This window comes from Sphaerospermopsis reniformis (genome assembly GCF_005402885.1).
In the GTDB taxonomy this organism is placed as follows: Bacteria; Cyanobacteriota; Cyanobacteriia; order Cyanobacteriales; family Nostocaceae; genus Sphaerospermopsis; species Sphaerospermopsis kisseleviana.
On record NZ_BJCE01000253.1, the window covers coordinates 1 to 7,617 of the forward strand.

7 protein-coding genes are annotated in these 7,617 nt (G+C 34.0%); 1 reads left to right on the forward strand and 6 read right to left on the reverse strand.

Features of this window, described 5'->3' with window-relative positions; all coding sequences use genetic code 11:
* On the reverse strand, positions 1–355 hold a 355-nt coding region (locus FFR48_RS23260; protein WP_137669002.1), incomplete at its 3' end, for a Uma2 family endonuclease.
* A 3-nt stretch (positions 356–358) separates the two neighbouring features.
* On the reverse strand, positions 359–1,978 hold the full coding sequence (gene dndC / locus FFR48_RS23265) for a DNA phosphorothioation system sulfurtransferase DndC (RefSeq protein ID WP_137669003.1): 1,620 nt from the start codon (positions 1,976–1,978) through the stop codon (positions 359–361).
* A gap of 193 nt (positions 1,979–2,171) precedes the next feature.
* Between dndC and FFR48_RS23270 the strand changes: the two genes are divergently transcribed.
* Positions 2,172–3,767: a DGQHR domain-containing protein gene (locus FFR48_RS23270; protein WP_137669004.1), complete on the forward strand. Its 1,596-nt coding sequence runs from the start codon at positions 2,172–2,174 to the stop codon at positions 3,765–3,767.
* Here FFR48_RS23270 and FFR48_RS23275 read toward each other — a convergent pair whose 3' ends face one another.
* From FFR48_RS23275 to FFR48_RS23290, 4 genes are all read right to left on the reverse strand, one after another.
* Positions 3,768–4,691 (reverse strand): HNH endonuclease, encoded by a 924-nt coding sequence (locus FFR48_RS23275; protein ID WP_137669005.1) that lies wholly within the window; start codon positions 4,689–4,691, stop codon positions 3,768–3,770.
* 44 nt (positions 4,692–4,735) lie between these two features.
* Positions 4,736–5,209 carry a DNA phosphorothioation-associated protein 4 gene (locus FFR48_RS23280; RefSeq protein WP_137669006.1) on the reverse strand — a complete coding sequence of 158 codons (474 nt, stop codon included), beginning with the start codon at positions 5,207–5,209 and terminating at the stop codon, positions 4,736–4,738.
* A gap of 182 nt (positions 5,210–5,391) precedes the next feature.
* Positions 5,392–5,991: a Uma2 family endonuclease gene (locus FFR48_RS23285; RefSeq protein ID WP_096567841.1), complete on the reverse strand. Its 600-nt coding sequence runs from the start codon at positions 5,989–5,991 to the stop codon at positions 5,392–5,394.
* Positions 5,992–6,130: 139 nt separating this feature from the next.
* Positions 6,131–7,617, reverse strand: a 1,487-nt coding sequence (locus tag FFR48_RS23290) for an ATP-binding protein (RefSeq protein WP_137669007.1), incomplete at its 5' end; no start/stop codon positions are given.

Genomic DNA, 7,617 nt, shown 5'->3' on the forward strand with positions numbered 1-7,617 from the left:
TAACTAATTCAATTACTAAACAGACCGTTTCACCTTGGGTAATTGTAGAACGTTTATTCCATAAAGGTTCATTATTAATGACGTTCCAATCTAAAACAATGACATCGGGATTATAACCAGATTTGGCAGAATCTACTGGTTTAATAATACATTGTCTGGGGATAAAATAAGGTAGGTTATTTTGTTCGATTTGTACACTTAATTTCTGTGCTAAAAATCCTGATACCTGTTCATGTGTTCCCGTCGTTTGCATTTCAAAAATGACTCCATCATGTAATTCAAACCGTCCATATCCATCTGGATACCAGTCAAGAAATTCTTCTAAGTCTATAAGTTGTGGTAATGATTGTAACATAATCTACTCCTCTTTTTTCTTAAATTTCATACTCGCAAAATTTGCTGGTTTATTTGGTTGTTCATTCTCTTCTTTTTCTGCTGTTTCACCGATATTTAATTGTTTAAATGCTGCGCGAATTGTGGCTATATCTCCTTCACTTGCTGCTTGTCGTAAATCTCTTTTAAAATGGGCATAATCAATAGCATCTTGTTGAGAACGAGAACTGGTTTCAAAGCATTTTTCTAAACTATCAAAAATCCCTACTCGGCGCGTTTTTTTCTTAAATTGTCTTTCTGTATCTAACAATTTCGCCATTAGTTCTAATTGCATTGCGTCACCTTCACAGATTTCTTCTAATACTTCCCATTCATCGCTACCCAGTAGGCTATAATCTGCACCAGGACGGGGATCTTTAAATTCTTCTCCTGTCACTTCTTGATAAATTCGGGGTAAACTATCATCAAATTCGTGTTTTTCTTCTAACCATATCCGGCGAATTTCGCTGAGTTCTTCCATAGATATTAAGGTGATATCTCTCATGTTTTCGGGGGCGTTTTTTCTCATTTCTGTTTGGGCGGTTAATAGTTTCCTTAACCAATATTCTCGCCAATATTTTGTATAAGGTCCGGGTATGGGTTCAACTGATGTTTCACCATTTCTATTCCGTTCAAATAATTGCACTTCTCCCCAGATCCTGCGAAAATCTCTTTTTTCTCTATCGTGTTCAATATCTAATTCTCTACGAAAATCAACTATTGGTTGCATCCATTCTTTTTCTTCATCATTTTGAATCATTGCGTTTAAAGATTTATCACTGCTAACCAAGGTACAAACCCAGCAACCAAAACGAGAATTTCCACAACTAGGAGTAGATGTATCAATCACTAAAGGACATTCATTATCTGCTGTTGATTCTCTATACATATTAAATAAATCTTTATTGCTATGTCCCCAAGGATTTTCCCATTGCATTAAATATAACCAAACTTCATCATTACGCCAATCTTCAATAGGTGTATATAACAAAGAATTAATGAGACTAGGATGAGGACAAAGCCTATCTCTGATTCTTCCTTCTTCTCTCTTTGTCATAATTAAAGCGCGATTTCTACTTTCAGTTTTCCGAGTTCCTAATACAACAATTGTTTCACCACTAGCTCTAACAACATCACGAATAAAACGGTTAGAAGGATCAATTTTTAATCTTCCAGTACACCAGCGAAATGTATGACGGGGTGCAGGATATCCTTTACCTATTAAACCTGCCCAATATGTTTGTTTAGTTTCTGGTTGTAATAAATGTGGTGTCATTGGCATTTTTTGTTCTTGGGCAGAAATTTCCATTTGTTTTAATGAATTACGTACCCAAGCAGAAACATAGGGATTTTCTACACCCGTATCTGTGGTAATAACATGAATAGTTTTAGTTCTTTTTTCTGGTGGAAGTCCAGAAATAGCATTCCAAATAAGTTGTAACGTTGCTGTACTGTCCTTTCCCCCAGAATAACCCACAACCCAAGGTATTGCATCCAAACAATATAATTCCTGAATTTCTGTGGTGAGAACTTGAATATAGTCTACCAATTCCGCTACAGTGCGATTTTGCTGATTTTTACTGTCTGTTTGTGGTGCTATAGTCATGACTCCCTACCTGTAATTATATAGATGTACCTGGATTATATGTATTGAGATAAATGCAAATTCAAAAATTATTTATACTAAGTTAGTTTACATTAACTTTTAAAAATTGTTTTTAAAAACTATACTTTTAGTATCCAATATTTTGGAAAAATAAGCAACTCAGTCTCAACCTTAGTTTTTAAAAATTAACCTTATGGACAGCCAATTTGAACAAAATTGTAACATTTCTCAACAGTACACAGAAAATGAAACTCAAGGTCAACAGATGTTATCTACATTACTCAAGACATTTTTTGACAAACAAGACCAAATTCTAGTTCAACAAACAAAAATGGGAGGTGTTGAAGCTTATGTAGGTGCGGTTACTTTAGAATGGTTTGCAAAGAGAGTTAATTTTGCTTCTACATTACCTCTGTTGCAAAAAAATTATAATTCCGAAACCGATAATATTGAAATTGATGCAGATAGTATTGATGAAGTTCAGCAACGTCCGTTAGATTGGTCGCGTCAAGCTGCGTTAGTACAATATTTAGCATCACGAAAAAACCATAAGTTTCCCCCGGTATTGGTTGTAATTAATCAATCTTGGGTTGATAATGCAAAAGCAGATGAGTGGAATAGTGAAGGACGTGCTAAAAAAGCTACTACAGATTTTATTCCTCTAGATGAAAATGGTTCTTTTGGTTTGTTAAATGTAGCGGAAGAAAATGTTAGTATTTATGCTTTAGATGGTCAGCATAGATTAATGGGAGTTCAAGGTTTATTAGAATTACTGCAAACTGGTAAATTGAGAAGATATAAAAAAGATAAAACTCATAGTGATAGTTATATTACTCTCTCAGAATTGATAGATGATTCTCAAATTGATGTTGATGATCTGCAAAATTTACCACAGGAAAAAATCGGCATTGAGTTTATTTGTGCGGTGAATGCTGGAGAGACTTATACAGAAGCAAAACAACGAGTTAGGTCTATTTTTGTTCATGTAAATTTAATGGCTGCACCTTTAACAAAAGGTCAATTAACCCAGTTAAATGAAGATGATGGTTTTGCAATTGTAGCGCGAAAGATTGCGGTGACACATCCACTTTTGGCAGAGAAAGAAAAGCGCAAACCGCGTATCAATTGGAATAGTGCTACAGTAGCAAAAAATTCTACTGTTTTGACTACACTGCAAGCTTTACAGGATATGTCTACTACATATTTAGGGCAAAAATTCCCCCATTGGAAACCTTTAGAAAAAGGGTTAATTCCTCAACGTCCAGATGATGAAGAATTACAAGAAGGAATTGCAGATTTTACAGAATTATTTGATTATTTAGCGAGTCTTCCCAGTTATAAAATTTTAGATCATGAAGATACACCAAATTTAAGACGCTTTAGTTTTGAAAAAGGTGGTGGTGAGGCAAATATTTTATTTCGTCCGGTGTCTCAAGTTGCTTTAGCGCAAGCTTTGGGAATTTTGGTTTTTAAAAAAGGTATGTCTTTAGAAGCCATCTTTAAGAAGTTGCGAAAATTTGATCGTCAAGGTGGTTTTAGTGAAATGGAGTTTCCCCATTCTTTATGGTATGGGGTTTTATATGATCCGAATAAAAAGCGGGTTCAGGTTTCAGGAAAGGAGTTAGCGGTGAAGTTGTTGGTTTATATTTTGGGGGGAATGACTGAAAAAATGGAGGTTGCACAATTGCGTAAAGCTTTAGCTGATGCGAGAACGATGGAAGATAATACTATTGGTTTTGATGGAAAGTTGGTTGATCCGCAAGATGTAGGTTTACCACCAGTTTTATAGTTATTGCTGAAAAATGTTTTGACGATGCCATTGTAAAGCTTCAATATCTGGAAAGTATTTCTCTATTTTAGGCAATATGAGTTTTTCACCATGAAAATCTTTTATTGGTTTAGCGTGGGGAGATACTTCTTCTAATTCTTTACTAACAATAATTTTGTATTTATCATCAACACCAAACCAACCTCTATCAAATGCCCAATGATGATTTTTACATAAGGCTATACCGTTATGTATTCTACTATCATAAAATTGGGAAAATGGTTTTATGTGTGCGCCATCTACTATATTTTGATTGAGATTTTGATTAACCATTAAACCACAAAAGGCACATTGACAACCATATACAGAAACTACTGCTTTTCTAAAGAAAGCATTTCTGATAATTGTTTTTTGTAATCTATATTTAGGATTATTTTCAGCAGGTTCAGGTATTATTATTTCATTTTCAAAATTTTGATTAATTTGTAAAATGCTATCTACTTGGTTATCTTGATCAGGAAAAAAAGCGGCTATTAGTGCATCTAGTAGTTCTTTTCTAGAAATTTCATTTTGTAAAAACTCAAATAATTCATTATCCAAATAAGCATATTCTACAGCTTGTTTTAATTTGTTGGTTGTTTTTGGTTGTAACCCATTAAAATCAGGTTTAAATTCTAAATGCCAAAAACCTTCACTTTGTAAATGAAAGAAAGGATAATGTAAACCTCCTGTATAGGAATGTGATCCTATTATCTGCCAATATTTTTCAAAGGTTTCAATTAATTCATCTGAAACTCTAATTTCATTTGTGTTAATAATATCTCTACTGATTAAATCTATAACTGATAAGATCAATATTGGTTTATGTAAAGCCGTACCACGTTTTTTACTGTTGCTAACATTCAGGTTAGATAACTTTTTGCAGTATAATGATAAAGTGTTCATGTTTTTAATAACTGGTTATGTGTCATTAAATAAATCATAAATTATTAATTTATTAAGTCGCTTAAATATAACTCTCCTCTCTCTTCATTTTTCTTTTCTTTATCACATATCAAAAACAATAAAATTCGTTCAGAATAATCTATTGATCCCCTCAGTTCATCTTGTAAAACTTCTAAACCACCATTAGCGTATTCTTCAAAAATTTCATTACGTTGTTTTTCAAATTCCTCATCATTAGGAGATAAAATTTGAATATTCTCAGTTTCTACAATTCCTAATAATTTAATAACAACATCATATCCCATTGATATGAATGTTTCTAACCTGATGGGTACAGGTTCACGTTTAGAAACTTCCTCAAAAGGAACACGCTTCTTATACTTAACCCCCAAAGCAGCAGTAAAAACAATCACATCAGCGAAAGTTTGAAAAGGACCATTTCCCCCATCAGAAGAAATTAAAGACTTCACCAAATCAGCCTTATCCTTGGCCACCCTGATTCTACCAGATTCCGCCATAATCTTAAAATCTCAACTCCCAATATTTTACAACAAATGGTACTAACTAAAATCAAAACTTTGCTCTCTTCCCTTTGCGTCTACCCTGCGGGATCTCCTGACGGAGATTGCGTCTTTGCGTGAGAAAAAAAATAAAACACAGATGAACACAGATAGACGCAGATAATATTTGTCATCAAAAATTAACCTGCTTGATCCTTAAACTCTTCATTTTCTCCCACCAAAACCACATTCTCATAAATCAAAGACAAAGGAAACTGAAAATCAACACTTGTTAAATGAACCTCATCACCCTCAACAAAAGGATGTAATTCCCAAAAACCCCGATCATTTAACCTAAAACATTCTAAACCGATTTTTTGAGAATCAATCAAAACATATTCCTGTAAACTAGAAAAATTGCGATATTTTTCAAACTTTTTACCCCGATCATAAGCTTCCGTACCCGGAGAAAGTACCTCAACAATTAAACAAGGAAATTGCAAAAACTTAATCGCTTGTCTATCTTGAGGATGACAACTCACCACCACATCAGGATAGAAAAAAGGTCCATTTTCAGAAACTCCAACCTTTGCATCTGACATCAAAGCACTGCACTTACTTCCCCGTAAATGACTTTTCAAAGTAGAAGCTAAATTTAAAGCGATCGCAGCATGAGGAATAGTACCTCCAGTCATTGCAAAAACTTCACCATCAAGATATTCATATTTAATTTCCTGCAACTCTTCCCACTCTAAAAACTCTTGGGGAGTCAAATAAAACCGATCAGAAATAGCAACCATTTTTCCTTTCTCCTTTTGCGTTCTTCCCTTTGCGTCTTTGCGTCTTTGCGTGAGATAAAAAATAGAACGCAGATAAACACAGATAAACGCAGATAATTTTTTCTGTTTCTCTCTGCGTCTGTAGCGGTTCGTTCCTCTTCTACCTTTCCACCTCCACAATTTCAGTATACTCAAAACCACTAGGACTTTGACGAATCAAATAATATTTCTCCCCATTCACCTCCATAAAATCCTGTTCACAGTCAGGTTTAGAAGAATAATAAGTTAACACATATTCCTTACCAATTCTTTCTAAAATTTCCTCCTCAACTTCTACCCTCCATTGAGTTTTCGTCACTAAAACCACTAACTGATTTGCTAATTTAGGAATAGTTTGTGCAATGTGACGACGAGAGTTAGCGTCTAAACTTCCAAAAGGTGAATCCATAACAATAGGAAAAGTGCTACTATCAGGAACCATCATGATTTTTCGTTTTTCACTCCATTCCCGCACTTTATCAATAATACTCGCAATAAATGATAAACTAAGAATTTGATTTTCTCCCGTAGATGCTGCTACCGGTGCTTCTATTCCTGTGGTATTCTCAACTAAAGTCAGTTCATATTTTTCCGTAATCTTAGGAATATAAGGAGTGACAGAAATTTCCGAAAATATTTCCTGTACTCGCTTTTCTAACTGCAATCTAAATTGTTTCTCCTGTCTATTTTTCACCTCTGTTAATCTTTCAATTGCGTCTTGAGTTGCAATAATACGACGCTGTGCTAAAATTTGTCTTCCTTCATTTTGTTTTTGTTTAGCAATTTGTTTGACTAATACATCAACTTCTGTTTTCAGGTGAGAAATTTCCTGTTGGTTTGCACCTTGTTCTCGGTTTAATTCATCAATTTTCCCTTCAATTCCATCTAACCGTTTTTGTAAACCGCTAATATCTTCATTGGGATCTTTTCTCAAGATTTCTTCAATATTATCTAACTCACCTTCTATTTGGGAAAGTGAGGTTTTGATCTGACTAATTCTTGCTTGTTCTCTGTTAACATTATCCCAAAAAATATCCGCTTGTTTATCAATATCATCAACTTGCGCTCCCATTCTAATTGCTGTTTCTTCTACAGAGGAAGATCCGGTTTTTTTCAAAAGTGATTTAACGTGAAAATGTCCATTTCCTCCTTCTTTTAATTCTGCTCCACAAATACATCTTCCTGTTTGAATTAATTCCGCGACAAATTCTTTAGAAATTCCTGATTTTAATTCTCCTTTTTGTTTTAATTCGCTGATAATTCCCCGAAAATTTGCATTTGTTTGACCTAATAATACTGTGTATGCTTGTTTGGAAATAATCTTTTTCAGTGCTTCTTTAGTTTTTTTCAGTTCTTCATAACTACTACGTTTTTGAGTTTCTAAACTTTCTCGTCTTTCTTGTAATTCTCGCACTGCACTGAGTTCTATCAACCGACTGCTGATATCTTTTTTAAATGTCTGTTGATTTTCTAACTCTTTTTTAATTTCTGTTTGTCTTTTATTAATTCTTTCCATTTCTTGTTCTAGTTTACTTTGCTCTTTTAATAATTGTTTAGTTTCTGCATCACCAATAGCAGCAAGTTCGTTATCTAAGGTTTTCTTTGCTT